The sequence below is a fragment of the Bradyrhizobium sp. T-1 genome (genome assembly GCF_053592855.1).
On the sequence record NZ_JBSGOX010000002.1, the window covers coordinates 486,610 to 500,722 of the forward strand.

15 protein-coding genes and 1 pseudogene are annotated in these 14,113 nt (G+C 64.6%); 3 read left to right on the plus strand and 13 right to left on the minus strand.

The features are described 5' to 3' along the window. Window positions 1–6 precede the first annotated feature (6 nt). From ACWAT4_RS41700 to nac, 7 genes are all read right to left on the minus strand, one after another. Complete coding sequence (locus ACWAT4_RS41700; protein ID WP_128930131.1) at window positions 7–798, minus strand: LamB/YcsF family protein; 792 nt, start codon at window positions 796–798, stop codon at window positions 7–9. Continuing rightward, window positions 795–1,220, minus strand: coding sequence for an acetyl-CoA carboxylase biotin carboxyl carrier protein (locus tag ACWAT4_RS41705; RefSeq protein WP_128930130.1), 426 nt, complete (start codon window positions 1,218–1,220; stop codon window positions 795–797). The genes ACWAT4_RS41700 and ACWAT4_RS41705 overlap by 4 nt, the downstream gene beginning before the upstream one ends. Further along, the gene (locus tag ACWAT4_RS41710; RefSeq protein WP_128930129.1) at window positions 1,217–2,203 is read right to left on the minus strand and encodes a 5-oxoprolinase subunit C family protein; all 987 of its coding nucleotides are present in this window, start codon (window positions 2,201–2,203) and stop codon (window positions 1,217–1,219) included. Before ACWAT4_RS41710 ends, ACWAT4_RS41705 begins: the two co-directional genes overlap by 4 nt. Beyond that, a complete protein-coding gene (gene pxpB, locus ACWAT4_RS41715; protein WP_128930128.1) occupies window positions 2,200–2,859 on the minus strand; it encodes a 5-oxoprolinase subunit PxpB in 660 nt (219 codons plus the stop codon). The genes ACWAT4_RS41710 and pxpB overlap by 4 nt, the downstream gene beginning before the upstream one ends. Continuing rightward, window positions 2,856–4,208 (minus strand): acetyl-CoA carboxylase biotin carboxylase subunit, encoded by a 1,353-nt coding sequence (gene accC, locus ACWAT4_RS41720; protein ID WP_128930127.1) that lies wholly within the window; start codon window positions 4,206–4,208, stop codon window positions 2,856–2,858. The genes pxpB and accC overlap by 4 nt, the downstream gene beginning before the upstream one ends. 4 nt (window positions 4,209–4,212) lie before the next feature. Beyond that, window positions 4,213–4,653, minus strand: a complete 441-nt coding sequence (locus ACWAT4_RS41725; protein WP_128930126.1) for an acetyl-CoA carboxylase biotin carboxyl carrier protein — start codon at window positions 4,651–4,653, stop codon at window positions 4,213–4,215. Window positions 4,654–4,766: 113 nt separating this feature from the next. Further along, window positions 4,767–5,705, minus strand: a complete 939-nt coding sequence (gene nac, locus ACWAT4_RS41730) for a nitrogen assimilation transcriptional regulator NAC (RefSeq protein WP_128930125.1) — start codon at window positions 5,703–5,705, stop codon at window positions 4,767–4,769. A gap of 172 nt (window positions 5,706–5,877) precedes the next feature. On the opposite strand from nac, the gene ACWAT4_RS41735 reads away from it, so the two are divergent. Both ACWAT4_RS41735 and ACWAT4_RS41740 read left to right on the plus strand, forming a co-directional pair. Further along, window positions 5,878–7,086, plus strand: a complete 1,209-nt coding sequence (locus ACWAT4_RS41735; RefSeq protein WP_128955156.1) for an aspartate transaminase — start codon at window positions 5,878–5,880, stop codon at window positions 7,084–7,086. A gap of 26 nt (window positions 7,087–7,112) precedes the next feature. After that, window positions 7,113–7,778, plus strand: a complete 666-nt coding sequence (locus ACWAT4_RS41740) for an RraA family protein (protein WP_128930123.1) — start codon at window positions 7,113–7,115, stop codon at window positions 7,776–7,778. A 261-nt stretch (window positions 7,779–8,039) separates the two neighbouring features. Here the strand turns inward: ACWAT4_RS41740 and ACWAT4_RS41745 are convergent, their stop codons facing one another. From ACWAT4_RS41745 to ACWAT4_RS41755, 3 genes and pseudogenes are all read right to left on the minus strand, one after another. Continuing rightward, a complete protein-coding gene (locus ACWAT4_RS41745) occupies window positions 8,040–9,251 on the minus strand; it encodes an ABC transporter substrate-binding protein (protein ID WP_128930122.1) in 1,212 nt (403 codons plus the stop codon). Between the two features lie 50 nt (window positions 9,252–9,301). Next, window positions 9,302–9,626, minus strand: a pseudogene (locus ACWAT4_RS41750) (2Fe-2S iron-sulfur cluster-binding protein). Between the two features lie 12 nt (window positions 9,627–9,638). Continuing rightward, window positions 9,639–10,862, minus strand: a complete 1,224-nt coding sequence (locus ACWAT4_RS41755; protein WP_128930121.1) for a cytochrome P450 — start codon at window positions 10,860–10,862, stop codon at window positions 9,639–9,641. Between the two features lie 83 nt (window positions 10,863–10,945). Here ACWAT4_RS41755 and ACWAT4_RS41760 point away from each other — a divergent pair, with 83 nt between their 5' ends. Beyond that, on the plus strand, window positions 10,946–11,449 hold the full coding sequence (locus ACWAT4_RS41760) for a MarR family winged helix-turn-helix transcriptional regulator (protein ID WP_128930206.1): 504 nt from the start codon (window positions 10,946–10,948) through the stop codon (window positions 11,447–11,449). A 642-nt stretch (window positions 11,450–12,091) separates the two neighbouring features. Here ACWAT4_RS41760 and ACWAT4_RS41765 read toward each other — a convergent pair. From ACWAT4_RS41765 to ACWAT4_RS41775, 3 genes are read right to left on the minus strand one after another with little or no spacing between them, the layout of a single operon-like run. Further along, on the minus strand, window positions 12,092–12,778 hold the full coding sequence (locus tag ACWAT4_RS41765) for a sulfite exporter TauE/SafE family protein (protein ID WP_128930120.1): 687 nt from the start codon (window positions 12,776–12,778) through the stop codon (window positions 12,092–12,094). A gap of 15 nt (window positions 12,779–12,793) precedes the next feature. Then, window positions 12,794–13,771 carry a hydrogenase nickel incorporation protein HypB gene (gene hypB, locus ACWAT4_RS41770; protein ID WP_128955155.1) on the minus strand — a complete coding sequence of 326 codons (978 nt, stop codon included), beginning with the start codon at window positions 13,769–13,771 and terminating at the stop codon, window positions 12,794–12,796. Further along, window positions 13,771–14,112 carry a hydrogenase maturation nickel metallochaperone HypA/HybF gene (locus ACWAT4_RS41775; protein WP_128930118.1) on the minus strand — a complete coding sequence of 114 codons (342 nt, stop codon included), beginning with the start codon at window positions 14,110–14,112 and terminating at the stop codon, window positions 13,771–13,773. The genes hypB and ACWAT4_RS41775 overlap by 1 nt, the downstream gene beginning before the upstream one ends. Between the last annotated feature and the right edge of the window lies 1 nt (window position 14,113).

Genomic DNA, 14,113 nt, shown 5'->3' on the forward strand with positions numbered 1-14,113 from the left:
GGGCGCTTATGATGGGCCACGCCCGGGGCCGCCGGCGATCAGGTGCGACACCGGCGCGATCTCGCCACCGGCGGTCTCGATCGCCGCACGGATCGTCCGGGCGAACTCGACCGCGCCCGGGGTGTCGCCATGCAGCAGGATCGATGTGGCCTGCATCGGCAGCGCCCGGCCGGTCGCGGTGATGACGACGCCGTCGCAGAGCAGGCGCTGCACCCGTTCGAGCACGAGCGCCGGGTCGTGAATGACCGCGCCGGCCGTGCCCCGTGGCACGAGCAGTCCGTCATCGTCGTAGGCGCGATCCGCGAGGAAAGTGGTGGCGACGCGCAGGCCGCAGGCCGCCGCCGCCCCCTCGATGGCGCGGCTGGTCGACGATACGATGAGGAGCTCTCGATCGAAGGCGGCGACAGCGCGGACCAGCGGTTCGGCGAGTTTGGCGTTGGCGGCCACCATGTTGCCCAAGGCGCCGTGGAAACTCATGTGGGTCATGCGGTAACCGGCTGCGCGGACGATCCCTGCAAGCGCGCCGAGCTGATAGGTGACCATCGCCGCGAGCTCGGTAGGATCGATGTGCATCGCCCGGCGGCCGAAGCCCTGGCGATCCGGGAAGCCGACATGGGCGCCGACATCGACACCCCGCGCCTTTGCCGATTCCACGGTGCGCTGCATGATCAGCGGGTCGCCCGCGTGAAAGCCGCAGGCGATGTTGGCCGACGAGACGAGGCCGAGCAGAGCGTCGTCGTCGCCCATGGACCAGGGACCGTAGCCCTCGCCCAGATCCGCATTGAGATCGATCTTCATTCGGCGTCACTCCCGTGCGGCTGCAATCCGATCAGCGGCGCGCCGTATCCCACCGTCGCGCCATGCTCGGCGAACGTCTCGACCACCATGCCGTCCTCCGGGGCCGGGACCGGAAGCAAGAGCGGTCCGATCTGGAGAAAGGCGAGCGGCGTGCCGGCCGCAACTTCGTCGCCGACGGCGACCGATGGTTGCGAGCGCAATGGATGGCGGTCGAGGTAGAGACCCGGCACCGGTGCCCGAATGATCTGCGTGGGGGAAGAAGACAGCGCCGCCGTCGCAGCCTCGATCATTTCGACTTCGACTCGGGCGCCGTCATGCCGCAGGCGCAGCACCCCGGCTGGGCCTTTCAGCTCGAGCAGGCCGATGTCGGTCGCCGCGAGGAAGGCGCAGAGCTGGTCGACATGGTCGAGCGGGTTGGTCATCGCACCGCTCCCTGGTTGCAGTAGAGCTCGACCAATCGGCGGGCGTTGCTCAGCCAGCGCCGGGTCGCCGCCGACGCGTCCAGCGCCTCGTCCCAGCTGCACAGCACGAAACGAATCCGGCTGCCGATGGGAGCCTGGCCGAGGCGCCAGAGGTCGGCGTCGATGACGGTGCCGATCTTGGGATAGCCGCCCGATGGCTGCGCATCGCGCATCTGGATGATCGGCTGGCCGCCGTGGGGGACCTGGATCACGCCTGGGACAATGCCGTGGGAGCGCAGCTCCATGGGTCGCTGCGGCCTGAGTTCGGGGCCGGCGAGACGATAGCCGTAGCGGTCGCTCTGTGACGTAATCTTCCAAGGCTCGGACCATAGCGCCTCGTGGGAAGACGGCGTGAAGCTATCGTATTCGGCAGCCGGCAGCACCCGCACGGCGGTCAACCCGTCCACCTCCAATGGCAAGGCGAGGCCGGGCGGCGTGATGCCGAAGCCTGTCTTGGCGCGACCGGGGGGCTCGGCAATTGGCAACCGATCGCCGTCGCGCAGCGGACGGCCCTCTAACCCGCCGAAGGCGCCGCGCAGCTGGGTACTGCGTGAGCCGAGCACCGAGGGAACATCGATCCCGCCCGCGATGCACAGGTAGACGCGGCTGGCGCGCCAGGTCGCAGTTGAGGGAACGGCGAGCGAGAGGACCTGGCCGGCATCGGCGCGGTGCGCCCACCATGGTAGCACTGGCGCCTCGTCGAGCCGCGGCGCGCAATCCGCGCCGGTCACGGCGAACACCGTCGAATGGGTGAAGCGGACGCGGAACGGGAACAGCGGTATCTCGAGGGCTGCCGCATTCTCCTCGTTGCGCAGCAGGATGTTTCCAGCGGCGAGCGCCAACGGGTCCATCGCACCCGATGTCCCGACGCCGAGGTTGAGCGCGCCGGTGCGGCCGAGATCTTGCACCGTGGCGAGCGCGCCGGCCGACAGCACCTCGATCATCGCAGCACCCGGATGGTTTTGAAGCGGATGCAGTCACCGGGCTGCAGCAGCGCTGGCGGCGTGCGCTCGACATCGAAGAATGCGACCTCGGTGCTGCCGATCGTATTCCAGCCGCTCGGCCCATCGGAGGCAGAGACGCCGGTCTGACTGCCGCCGATGGAGACGGCGCCGCGTGGGATGCGCAGCACCGGCACCTTGCGCCGCGGCGTCGCGATGCGCTGGTCCATGCCACCGAGATAGCAGTACCCGGGATGGCTGCCGAGGGCGTAGACGGTGTAAGTCGGTGCGCTGTGGATCGCGACGATATCGTCGACGCTCAATCCGGTGTGGGCCACGACATCGGCCATGTGCGGGCCGCCGTCGCCGCCATAGACCACCGGCAGATCAAGGCAGCGCCCGGCGACAGGAAGCGGCTCGAGGGCGTGCCACAGCTCGATCAGTCTGTGCTCGATTTGTCCCCGGTGCCGCGGCGGCTCGGCGAAAGCGATCATGAGGTTGTTCATGCCCGGCACGGCCTCCCGAACGCCGGGCAGACGGCCCGCCTCCAGCGCCAGGGCCCAGATGCGGCACTGCGTCGTCAGCGAGGTCTCGCCCGGAGCTTCGAACAGCAGCGCGGTCGTTCCCAGCAGGCTGAGTTGTGGCAGGTCCGTCGTCATGCCTTGCCGCTCCCGCACAACTGCTGCTCGAGATGGTGAATGCTGACGCCGCCCCTGATGAACGCGGCATCCCTGACGAGCCGCCGGTGCAGCGGCAGGTTGGTCGCGATTCCTTCCACGCGCATTTCGTCGAGGGCGATGCGCAGCCGGTCCAGGGCCTCGGCGCGATTCGCGCCGTGCACGACGAGCTTGCCGATCAGCGAGTCGTAATATGGCGGCACGCGATATCCGCTGCTGGCATGGCTATCGATGCGCACGCCGGGGCCGCCGGGGAGCTCCCAGGCGGTGATCACACCGGGGGACGGCACGAACGTGTCGGGATCTTCGGCGTTGATCCGGCATTCGAAGGCATGACCGCGGCAGACGATGTCGGCTTGCGCGAACGGCAGCGCCTCGCCCTGAGCCACACGAATCTGCGCCTCGACGATATCGATCCCAGCGGTCATCTCGGTGACGGGGTGTTCGACCTGCAGGCGCGTATTCATCTCGATGAAGTAGAACGCGTCATCCTCGACGAGGAACTCGAACGTGCCGACGCCGCGGTATTCGAGCTGCCGGCAGGCCTCCGCGCAGCGCTCGCCGATCTGCGCCAGCACGTCCTGGTCCAGTCCCGGTGCCGGCGCCTCCTCCAGCACCTTCTGGTGCCGTCGCTGCAGCGAGCAATCGCGGCTGCCGAGCCAGACGGCATTGCCATGGGTATCGGCAATCACCTGGATCTCGACATGTCGCGGCCGGCGCAGGAATTTCTCGATGTAGATCGCGCTGTTGGCGAAGCCGCGCCGCGCCTCTTCCCGCGTCACGGCGATCGCATCGATGAGGCCAGCCTCGCTCTCCACCATGCGCATGCCGCGTCCACCGCCGCCGCCCGCCGCTTTCAGGATCACGGGGTAGCCGATCTGCCGCGCGGTTGCGCGCGCGAGATCGAGGTCGTCGCCGAGCGCCGCATCCGGACCGGGTACGCAGGGAACGCCGGCGGCGCGCATCGCCCGCTTGGCCGCGACCTTGTCGCCCATGACGCGCATCACCGCGGCCGTCGGGCCGATGAAGGTCAGGCCGGCAGCTTCGACCTGCTCGGCGAAGCCAGGGTTCTCGGACAGGAACCCGTAGCCCGGATGGATCGCCTCCGCTCCGCTGACCTCGGCGGCGAACAGCAACGCCGTCTGGTTGAGATAGCTCTGCGCTGCCGCGGCCGGCCCGATGCAGATGGCCTCGTCGGCATGATGCACGTAGGGCGCATCGCGATCGGCCTCCGAATGGACGACGATGGTGCGCAGCCCGAGCCGCCGGCAACCACGCTGGATGCGCAGCGCGATCTCGCCCCGGTTGGCTATGAGGACCGAGCCGAACATGTGCCTACCTGATCCGCATCAGTTCTTGCCCGGCCTCGACCTCCTGCCCGGTGGAGACGAGAATTGCGATCACGGCGCCGTCCCGATCGGCACGGACCTCGTGAAACATCTTCATGGCTTCGATGACGCACAATGTCGTGCCGGCGGTGATCGCCTGGGCCACCGTGACGAAGGGCGGCGCGTCAGGATCGGGCTGCAGATAGGCAACGCCAAACAGCGGCGCGACGACGCCATCCGCCGCGGCGTTGACCGGTGCCGGTTGCGCAGGCTCGGGACGGCTCGGGGGGCGCGCCGTGGCGGCGACCACTGGCACCGCCGGCCGCGATTCGGTCGGCTGCGGTCGGCGCACCAGCCGCAATGACATGCCGCCCTGGCTGAACTCCATCTCGGCCAGATCGGAAGCCGCCATGGCGTCAATCAGTGACTTGATACGATCGAGATCCATGCTCCGGCCGTTCGTCGAGGTCGGCGCCCGCGGCGTCGCTACCTACCGACGAACGCTACCGCTGGCGGTCTTCCCCGACCAAGACGGTTTGGCTTTGCCCATATAAGAGAGCGCTATGACGCTTTCTGCGCCCGCTCCTCGGCGACGACGAGATTGCCAGGCAGCCCAGCAACGAGCTCGAGCAGGATTTCCTTGATGGCCTGGGCCGGCTCCGATAGCGGCAAATGATCGGACTGGCACAATGCCAACGGCGCCTCGATGATCGGATCGACGATGCGGGACTGCCAGCCGCCGCAGGAGCCCGCCACCTGTCGGGCCATCGATTCCGGCAGGATCGTCGCGCCGAGCCCGTCGGCGATCACCGCCGTCAATGTGCTCGCCGATTCGATTTCCGCGACGACCTTCGGCGCCTGACCGATCGCCGCAAAGGCTTCGTTCACCATCTTGCGCACGACGTTGTAGGGACGGGCGAGATAGAGATCCATGTCGGCCAGCGCTGGCACGCTGATCTCGCCCGGCGGGGCCATCATGCTGGCGGGGCCGACCACGTAGAGCTGTTCGCGCAGCAGCGGCACGAACGAGAGGCCATGAACGGCCGTCTTGCCGCCGTAGAGCACGGCGAGATCCATCCGGCCGTTCATGACGAGCTCCGAGAGCGTCGTTCCGTAGGTCTCGTTGAGGTAGAGCAGGATGCCAGGGTGGCGGGCGCGCACGGTCCGCAGCAGCGGCAGCGCGAGTCCGGCCGCGGCCGTTCCAGGCGCAAGTCCGACGGCGACCGCACCGGAGATGCTCTTGGCCGCCGCGCTCATATCGGCGCGCGCCTGCTCGCATTGACGCAAGATGAGCTGCGCGTGGCGATACAGCACCTTGCCCGCTTCCGTGGGCACGACGCCGCTTTTGGTGCGCACCAGGAGCTGCTGGCGGACCTCGCCCTCCAAGGTCGCGAGCTGCTGGCTGAGCGCCGGCTGCGCGACATGGAGCACATCGGCGGCCTGCGTCAGGCTGCCGACGTCGACGATCTTCACGAAATACTGAAGACGCCTCAGATTCACCTTGTCCCTCGGATCGATCGGCGCAGCGGCCTTCCCGGCTGCGCGGCATTCAACGGGGCGCCGAGGAGGAATCCAACCATAAGATATGCCTATCAGGCCAGATTGAACTCGTGTTGGTCAGCGCCGGCGGCTGTCTTTAGCGTCGCACCTCTCCAGACCGGGGTCAATTGCCATGAACCGTTCTCGTATTTCCGCGCGCGTCAGACGCATCAAGCCTTCGCCCAGCACGGCGGCTGCGGATCGGGCGAGCGCGCTCAAGCGCGAGGGCAAGAGCATCGTCAGCCTTGTGGTCGGCGAGCCGGATTTCGACACGCCCGCGCATATTCGCACTGCCGCCGTCTGGGCGATGGAGAAGGGAGAGACGCGGTACACGGTGCTTGCCGGCACGCTGGAGCTGCGCCAGGCGATCGTCGCCAAGCTGAAGCGCGAAAACGGCCTCGTCTACGATCCCGCGGAGATCGTCGTCACCAACGGCGCCAAGAGCGCCATTTACAGCGCGCTCGAAGCGACCCTCGAGGCCGGCGACGAGGTGATCATCCCAGCGCCCTATTGGGTGTCCTATCCGGACATGGTGCTCGCCTGCGAAGGAATACCTAAGATCGTGGCCTGTCCGGAAAGCCAGAGCTTCAAGATCTCGCCGGCCCAGCTGGAGGCGGCGATCTCGGAGAAGACGCGCTGGCTGTTGATCAACTCGCCATCGAACCCGACCGGCGCAAGCTATTCCGCAGCGGAATATCGCGGGATTGCCGAGGTTCTCGCCCGCCATCCGCATGTGCTGGTCATGACCGACGACATCTACGAACACATCCGTTTCGACGGCGAGAGTACGCCGCATCTGCTCAACGCAGCACCCGAGCTGCGTGAGCGCGTCCTCGCCATCAACGGCGTATCCAAGACCTATGCGATGACCGGCTGGCGCATCGGCTGGATCGCCGGCCCCGCGGACCTCGTCGGCGCGCTGAATACGCTGCTGTCGCAGGCCTCGGGCAATGCCTGCTCGATCAGCCAGGCGGCGGCGGTCGCGGCGCTCACCGGCGACCAGAGCTTCGTTGGCGAGACCGTTGCGACTTATCGGGCGCGTCGCGATCGCACGCTCGCGCGTATCAACGCGATCCCCGGGCTGAGTTGCCGGCCGCCCGACGGAGCGTTTTATCTCTACGTCAATTGTGCAGGCCTGATCGGCCGGACAACGCCGGCCGGGACTCGCCTCGAGAGCGACAGTGACGTCGTGATGTACTTGTTGGAGGCGGCCGGCGTGGCCGTCGTCCAGGGCACCGCCTACGGTCTGTCGCCATTCTTCCGTGCCTCGATCGCGACATCGCAAGCGGCGCTCGACGAAGGCACGGATCGCATCGCCCGTGCAGTTGCCGAGCTGCACTAACCTGAAATTGATCGAAAGCATCCTCCATGACCAATCCCGGAATCGTCAGAAACCCCTCCGCTCCCCAGGTCGACCCGTCCACCGTCGCCAAGCTGCGGAGCATCGCGGTGGCGCTGCTGAGCGATCAACTGCACCGCAACTGCGGCAGCATCGGTCTTCGCGCCTACCATTCGCCCGCCCCCATGGCCGGCACGGCGGTGACCGTGAAGACGCGTGGCGGGGACAACCTCGCCATTCTGCGCGCCTATGATTTCTGCCGGCCCGGAGACGTCATGGTGGTCGATGCCGGCGGAGACACTACCAACGCTCTGGTCGGTGGCATCATGACCTTCGCCGCCGCTTCGCTGGGTCTCGCCGGCATGGTGCTCGATGGCGCCATTCGGGACGCGGCCGAAATCGGCGCACGAGCTTTTCCCGTTTATGCCCGCGGCGTGAACCACCGCGGCCCCTACAAGGACGGTCCAGGGGAGATCAACGTGCCGATCACGGTCGGCGGTATGGTGGTCAATCCGGGAGACGTGATCGTCGGGGACCAAGATGGACTTCTCGCCTTCCCGCCCGGTCTTGCCGCAAGCGTGATCGAGAAGGCGATGGCTCAACATCAGAAGGAGGAGGCGACGATGCAGGCCATTCGCGAGGGCCGCTGGGACCGTTCCTTTGTCGACGCGCTGGAAGCGCGCTGCGCCAATTGAGCGCGTTTCTGCCTCTGTTAAAGCTTGCTGCGGCGTCTTCACGCCAGAACAACCGCAGAGCCAGGTGAACTCTTGAGATAAGGACACCGGGCGGAGTCACGGATATGCGCTCTTGAGATCATGGCTCGCGGCGCAGCCCGGACAGCGAAATCGCAACCCCGGCCGCTACCAACCAGCCAGTTCGCAGGTACTTCCTGCAGGCTGGAAACGCCGCACCAAAACGTGAAGCGTGCCAATGTCCTGGTTACTCGGCAGCGCTCCCTACTTCACCAACGCACAGCCGCCCTCCACCATTGGCCGGAACGCCTGGTCTGCCGGGATCGTCGAAACAAGCTTGTAATAATCGTACGGATATTTCGTCTCCTCCGGCTTCTTGACCTCGAACAGGTACATCGGATGCACGACGCGGCCATCCTGACGGATCGCGGTATCGCCGAAAAGCCTATCGTGGCCTTTGAACGTCTTCATCTGCGGCACGACGTCCTTGGCGTTGTCGCTGCCAGTAGCGGCGACCGCGTTGAGGTAGGCGAGCGTGGAGGCGTAGACGCCGGCTTGATTGCCGCTCGGCATTTTGCCGTTCATGCCGGGGCGTGCCGCAAAGCGTTTGGCGAAGGCACGGGTGTCGTCGTTCATGTCCCAGTAAAAAGCCTCCATGAGTTGCAGTCCTTGAGCGACCTTCAATCCCATTCCGTGGACGTCGTTGATGAAGAGGAGGAAGGCAACGAGCTTCTGTCCGCTCTGCTGGATACCGAACTCAGCCGCCTGCTTCACCGCGTTGATGGTGTCGCCGCCTGCATTGGCAAGCCCGATCACCTGGGCTTTCGAGCCCTGCGCCTGAAGCAGGAAGGAGGCGAAGTCAGAAGTGCCGAGTGGATGCTTGGAGGAGCCGATCACCTTGCCGCCATGCGCCTCGATATATTTCTGCGCTTCCGCCTCGATGCCTTTACCGAGCGCGTAATCGACGGTGAGGAAGTACCACTCCTTGCCGCCGTGCGACATCATTGCCGCCGCCGTGGTGTTGCCGGTCGCCCAGGTGTCGTTGACCCATTGGATGGTGTTGGGCGAGCAGGCCTTGCCGGTTAGGTCGGCGCTCGCGGTGGAGGACGCCAGGAACGTCATCCGGCTGTCGCGTAGCACATTGTTGATGGAAAGGCCCACCGCCGAGTTCGGCACGTCGACGATGGCATCGACACCTTCAACATCGAGCCATTTTCGCGCAATGGCCGAGCCGACGTCCGCCTTGTTCTGATGATCGGCGTAGACGATTTCAACCTTGACGTCCTTGCCGCCGCCGGCGAAATCTTCCGCCGCCATGCGTGCGGCTTCGACCGAGCCCATGCCGTTGGTGTCTTGGAATATGCCGGAGATGTCGTTGAGCACGCCGATACGCACGACGCCATCCGAAATCTCCGCGTTCGCGGCGCCGACCCAAAAGCTTGCGGCAAGCGCAATGGTCCACCCCAGGTGCTTCATTCTTTGTCCTCCCTCACTCCCGCGAGTCGGTCGTTGCCGAAAACTGGAACCTAGACCTGCCGCTCCGGCAGACGCAGCACGAGACCGTCGAGCTCAGACGTGATCCTGATCTGGCAGGACAGCCGGCTCGTCGGCCGCCGCTCCGCGGCGGTGCCATCGAGCAGCGCGTCCTCGTCGTCGCGGACGGCCGGCAATCGCGCCAGCCAGGGCGTCGTCGACATAGACATGGCAGGTCGCGCACATGGCGTTGCCGCCGCACTCGGCGAGGATGCCGTCGAGGCCGTAGCGGGTTGCCGCCTGCATCGCACTCTCCCCGTCGCTGGCGTCGAGGTGATCGCTATTGCCGTTGGAATGAACGAAAGTAATGGCTGGCATCAAAGGTCCTCGTCAGGCCGGGGTGATGGATATCGGCAGGCTCTCTAGCCCGCGCAGCGTGTTGTTGTAGCGGCGCTCGACGGGACCGGAGATTTCGATCGATGCAACCCTTCGCGCGATCGCGGACAGCACCACCTCACCTTCGAGCCGCGCTACCAACTGGCCAACGCACATGTGAATGCCGGAGCCGAAGCCGACATGGCCCGAAGTCTTGCGGGTGATGTCGTAGCGATCGGACTCGATCCAGCGGCGCGGGTCGCGGTTCGCCGCGCCGAGGAACATCAGGACCTTCTCGCCCTCGCCGACGCGCGTGCCGCCGATCTCGACCTCGCGCGTCGTGGTGCGGAAGAAGGTCTGCACCGGGCTTTCGAAGCGAACGGCTTCCTCGAAGGCGTTGCGCGCCAGCGACGGATCGGCCCGCAGCCGCGCGAATTCCTTCGGAAAGCGTGCCAGGCAATAGAGAGCGGCTCCGATGCCATAGACTGTGGTGTCGAGGCCTGCGGACAGCAGTGAGCGCACGAGCAACGGCGCCTCATCCGACGTGATCTCGCCAGTGTCGGAGAACGCATGGATACAGGCGCCAAAGCCGCCAGGCTTAAGATTCGGTCGCTGGCACTGCTCGGCGACATAGGCCTGGTGCGGCGCCGATCGCTCGATTGCGGTCTGACGTAGCTCGTTTGGCGGGCCGAAGGCATTGAAGACGAGACCAGCATAAGGAATCAGGTGCTCGCGCCCTTCCGCCTTCAGTCCGAGCGCATCCGGAAATACAGACAACGGATAGGCCTCTGCGAGATCGGCGACCGCATCGAATTTGCGCCGCTGCAGCAGCTCGTCGATCTTGGCTTCGGCCGCCAAAGCGAAGCCGTCGCGGATCCGCTTCATGGTCGCGGGCGACAGCACCTTTGACAGCACGGCGCGGGTGCGGGTGTGCGCGGGGGGATCGGCCTCCAGGATCAGGCTCGGCGGCCGCCAGGGCTTTTCCTTCTTGAAGTCGGAAAGACCGACGCCGCGGCTGGAACAGAAGGTCTGGGGATCGTTGAGGACTGAATAGACCTCGGCATAACGCGCCACGCCGTAGACGTTCCATTTATCGAGATAGACGACAGGGCCGGCCTCTCGCAGCCTTTCATGGGTCGGATAGGGATCGTCGAAGAACGAGATCGCGAAGGGGTCGACGTCAAGGTGTGGAATGGCCATTGGACCGGCGGTCGAAGCACAGGCGCTCGGTACAGTCATTGCAGTCCTCGCAAATTTGGGCTTGTGAAGCGTTCGCGCATGTCCTTATTTCTGGAGCAGCGCATGAAGCGAGCCCCGACGTGATGCAGCCACCGACCAGCAAATCGAGACACAACACCGCGACTGAAGGCGATGCGCCGCTGCTCGATCTCGACCGCTACATCCCGGCTCTGATCACCTTCATCGCCAATAAATTGTCCAAGAGCGCGAACGCGTTCTATCAGCCCGCGTTCGGCGTCAACGTCACCGAGTGGCGCATCATTGCCCTGCTCGCAATCGAGCCAGGCATTCCGGCCGCCCGCATCTGCCACGTCATCGGCTTCGACAAGGGGCCGGTGAGCAGGACGCTCGCCGCCATGGAGAAGCGAGGCCTGATCGCGATCCGCATCGACCCGAATGACGGCCGCACCCATTCGATCTCCCTGACAGCGAAGGGGCGCACCACCCACGACAAGGTGATCGCCGTGGCGCTTGGGCGCGAGCGGCGGCTGCTGTCGTGCCTTTCCAGGGATGAGCAGGAAATACTGATCGGGCTGCTGCGCCGTTTGCATGAAAATCTCGGCGCGGTGACGGATACCGATAGCTAAGCCAGGGCGCACAGCACGATGTGCACGCAAGGCTTCGTTACCTTCACGCTTGCGCCGGCGTTTGCTGGCGATACCATCCCTGCCGAACATCGGTCCTCCCAGGAAAGGCGTAGCGGTTGTCCCGCCATCTTCCCTTGCGCGAAGGTTCGCATGAATTAGTTGCCTAGGCAACAAAAAACCTTTGCCTCCGGCTTGAACCCTCCCTTCCTTATTCGCGAACCTCTCCTGGTTCGCGGATAGGCGGCAACCGCTTATAGACCCTTTGTCGATTGCGAGGGGCCGACAATCCGCCGTCTGGCAGAGCATCCTGGCAGCGCGCGCGGCGAGATGCTCAATGTCGAGCCATCGGAAAGGATCGCTACTAACATAGAGGCCAAGTTCGAGACGGCGCTAGCGGTTTAATGTCAACCCGGGACTGCCGAGAGGATGAAGAGATAAAGTCCGTAAATGCGAGAGCGAAGGGAGCCGCCGTCATTGGGAGCTTGCTGGCTCGCGCAGCGTATCTACCGGGTCGCACCCAAGCGGCACGACCGAGGAGAGCAGCGCGCTGCTAGGGGCGGTCGAGACACCCCCGGTATCGATTCTCCGGACCATCCTTAGAAAAAAGACGCATTCAAATGGCGAAGGGTAGCTGACCTCTCGCTAGCCAGCGGCGGCGACTGTTCCATAGATGGTCAAGAGGCCAAGTCCCATCGCGATGTTTCCGATAACGAACTGCAAAGACCGGTTGACCCAAGTTAAGGTTCGGGCTGAGATGACTAAGGGAACCGCAATCAGCGACGACAGTGCGGCCATCCCCATCATCGAGCCCATACCAAATAGTAACACGTAAAGTATCCCCGCTAGATGGTTCGGCGCTTGTGAGACGGTTAAGACGAGGAGCGCGGCTGAGCCTGCCATCCCATGCATGAGCCCGACCGCCAGCGTCCGCCAGCGCGCACCATGGTCATGATCATGCGCGCGCGCCTCAGGGCGCCAAATTTCGCTCTTGTGACTAGGAGCACGAAAATCTGAGATGTGATGGTGAACATGGACACGTTCGCGCCATAAGCGCCATATGACGTTGCTTCCTAACAGAATCAACATGAAGCCGACGGCCGCCTCTAGCGGTTGCGAAACGCCCGGCGGAATTGCATATCCGAGCACCAAAGCCGCCCCGGAGAACAGGAACAAAGTGATGGTGTGTCCAATTCCCCACGTCAACCCATGCTTGACGATCTCGCCCACATCGCTGCGGCGCGCCGCAATGCTCGATACCGCCGCAATGTGATCGGCCTCGAGCGCGTGCTGCATGCCCAGCAGCAGTCCCAGCCCCAATATTCCGAACATGGCAAGATCCAATCATCAAGAGGGAAATACGGTGTCCTTCAGCAACTTGCTTTGCCGTCGTATCCAACCGTACCACTCCTCAAATCCTGCGCCGTTTCTGGCCGAGACCTGCAGAACCTCGATGGCCGGGTTGACGTCTCTGGCGTATGCCACCGCGCGATCGACATCGAAATCCACATGCGGAAGCAAGTCGAGCTTGTTCAAGATCATGAGGTCAGCCGACCGGAACATGTGAGGATATTTGATCGGCTTGTCCTCTCCCTCGGTCACTGAGAGGATGACGACCCTTGCATGTTCGCCAAGGTCGAACATCGCAGGACAAACTAGATTTCCGACATTCTCGATCATCACGATCGATTCCGGCGGTGGACGCAGCTCTGAAAGAGCGCGCGCAATCATGTCGGCCTCGAGATGGCAACCCGTGCCCGTATTGACCTGGACTGCTGGGGCGCCTGCGCGTCGAATTCGCTCCCCATCATTGGCCGTCACCTGGTCTCCTTCGATGACGAAGAGATTGACCTCGTGATGAAGGTCGCCAATGGTTCGCTCCAGCAGCGTGGTCTTGCCGGCGCCGGGCGAGCTTGCGAGGTTCAGGGCCAGGATTTCGCGACCGGCGAACCAGGCCCGGTTCCTTGCTGCCAAAACGTCGTTCTTGGCGAGGATCCGGGCTTCCAGATCGAGCACCAGGCCCGCAGCTTCGTCATGATTGGTATGCCCGTGTTCGTGGGCATGGTCATGCGAATGTCGGCGTCCATGATGTCCGTGATCATGATGGTCATGATGATGGTGATCATGGCCGTGTCCAGCGTGAGAGTGGACGTGGGCGGGATCATGGTCATGCGAATGGGCGTGAGCAACGCCATCCGCGTGGACATGGAAATGATCATGCAGGTGCTCACCGGTCTCCCCACCGCCCAGGCTCGCTTCATGTCCGGTCTGGAGATTGATCACCGTGGCACCCGCCTTGGCGCCGCAACCGCAATGTCCGCACATCAGGCAGCCTCCCCTTCGATCTCCATGCTTCTGATCTTCAATTCCTCGCCCTGAAGGCGCGTAAACTGCCGCGAGCCACAAGGGCACGGCGCAAACAGGCTCGCCTGCTCGAATTCCGAACGACACGTCGCGCACAGCGCTCGCCCGGCCACGCGCCTGATGTCGAGCGCTGTGCCGTCAAGAGGCGTCCCGCGGGCGACGGTCTCGAAGCAGAATGCGATCGCCTCTCCCATCACGCCGGAGAGATCTCCAACATCGACGGTGATGCGGCGGACCTTGCGGCCCTTGGCGGCATCGCTGACGATCGCCACGATGTTACGGGTGATGCCGAGCTCGTGCATG

Bases quoted from the DNA above. Each gene is read 5' to 3' on its own strand.
- pxpB (WP_128930128.1), bottom strand. From the start codon at position 2,859: ATGACGACGGACCTGCCACAACTCAGCCTGCTGGGAACGACCGCGCTG.
- hypB (WP_128955155.1), bottom strand. From the start codon at position 13,771: ATGTGCGGACATTGCGGTTGCGGCGCCAAGGCGGGTGCCACGGTGATC.
- ACWAT4_RS41705 (WP_128930130.1), bottom strand. From the start codon at position 1,220: ATGACCAACCCGCTCGACCATGTCGACCAGCTCTGCGCCTTCCTCGCG.
- ACWAT4_RS41755 (WP_128930121.1), bottom strand. From the start codon at position 10,862: ATGACTGTACCGAGCGCCTGTGCTTCGACCGCCGGTCCAATGGCCATT.
- ACWAT4_RS41775 (WP_128930118.1), bottom strand. From the start codon at position 14,112: ATGCACGAGCTCGGCATCACCCGTAACATCGTGGCGATCGTCAGCGAT.
- ACWAT4_RS41725 (WP_128930126.1), bottom strand. From the start codon at position 4,653: ATGGATCTCGATCGTATCAAGTCACTGATTGACGCCATGGCGGCTTCC.
- ACWAT4_RS41760 (WP_128930206.1), top strand. From the start codon at position 10,946: ATGCAGCCACCGACCAGCAAATCGAGACACAACACCGCGACTGAAGGC.
- ACWAT4_RS41745 (WP_128930122.1), bottom strand. From the start codon at position 9,251: ATGAAGCACCTGGGGTGGACCATTGCGCTTGCCGCAAGCTTTTGGGTC.
- ACWAT4_RS41735 (WP_128955156.1), top strand. From the start codon at position 5,878: ATGAACCGTTCTCGTATTTCCGCGCGCGTCAGACGCATCAAGCCTTCG.
- accC (WP_128930127.1), bottom strand. From the start codon at position 4,208: ATGTTCGGCTCGGTCCTCATAGCCAACCGGGGCGAGATCGCGCTGCGC.
- ACWAT4_RS41765 (WP_128930120.1), bottom strand. From the start codon at position 12,778: ATGTTCGGAATATTGGGGCTGGGACTGCTGCTGGGCATGCAGCACGCG.
- ACWAT4_RS41710 (WP_128930129.1), bottom strand. From the start codon at position 2,203: ATGATCGAGGTGCTGTCGGCCGGCGCGCTCGCCACGGTGCAAGATCTC.
- ACWAT4_RS41740 (WP_128930123.1), top strand. From the start codon at position 7,113: ATGACCAATCCCGGAATCGTCAGAAACCCCTCCGCTCCCCAGGTCGAC.
- ACWAT4_RS41700 (WP_128930131.1), bottom strand. From the start codon at position 798: ATGAAGATCGATCTCAATGCGGATCTGGGCGAGGGCTACGGTCCCTGG.